At 68.9% G+C, this 671-nt stretch carries 1 protein-coding gene; it reads right to left on the bottom strand.

Annotation, left to right across the window (positions count from 1 at the left end; genetic code table 11):
• Positions 1–671, bottom strand: a 671-nt coding sequence (locus QMG73_RS45380; protein ID WP_281906278.1) for a phosphoenolpyruvate carboxykinase domain-containing protein, incomplete at both ends; no start/stop codon positions are given.

The following is a 671-nucleotide window of genomic DNA, read 5'->3' as shown; positions in this document are numbered from 1 at the left end:
TCCAGCCGCTCGACGATCCACTTGAGAACCCGCGAGTTCTCGCCGAAGCCCGGCCACAGGAAGCGGCCGTCATCGCCGCGGCGGAACCAGTTCACGTAGAAGATCTTCGGGAGCTTGCTGGCGTCGCCGGCACCGGCGCCCGCGCCCTTGCCCATCTCGATCCAGTGCCGGAAGTAGTCGCCACCGTGGTACCCGATGAACGGCAGCATCGCCATCGGGTCACGCCGCACGACGCCGACCTGGCCAACCGCGGCGGCGGTCGTCTCGGACGAGAGCGTGGCTCCCATGTAGACGCCGTGCACCCAGTCGCGAGCCTCGGTGACCAGCGGGATCGTGGTCTTGCGGCGGCCACCGAACAGGATCGCGTCGATCGGCACGCCGCGCGGGTCGTCGTACTCGTCGGCGAGGATCGGGCACTGCGTGATCGGCGTGCAGAAACGCGAGTTGGGGTGGCTCGACAGCTCGTCCGAATCCGGCGTCCAGTCGTTGCCCTTCCAGTCCGTCAGGTGCGCGGGCGGCTCGCCCATGCCCTCCCACCAGACGTCGCCCTCGTCGGTGAGCGCCACGTTGGTGAACACGGAGTTACCCCGGTCCAGCGTGCGCATGGCGTTGGGGTTCGTCTTCCAGTCCGTGCCCGGCGCCACGCCGAACAGCCCGTACTCGGGGTTCGT

Source organism: Phytohabitans aurantiacus (assembly GCF_027923225.1).
In the GTDB taxonomy this organism is placed as follows: domain Bacteria; phylum Actinomycetota; class Actinomycetes; order Mycobacteriales; family Micromonosporaceae; genus Phytohabitans; species Phytohabitans aurantiacus.
Note: the sequence above shows the minus strand (reverse complement) of the source record. Positions and strands in the feature narration are given on the sequence as shown.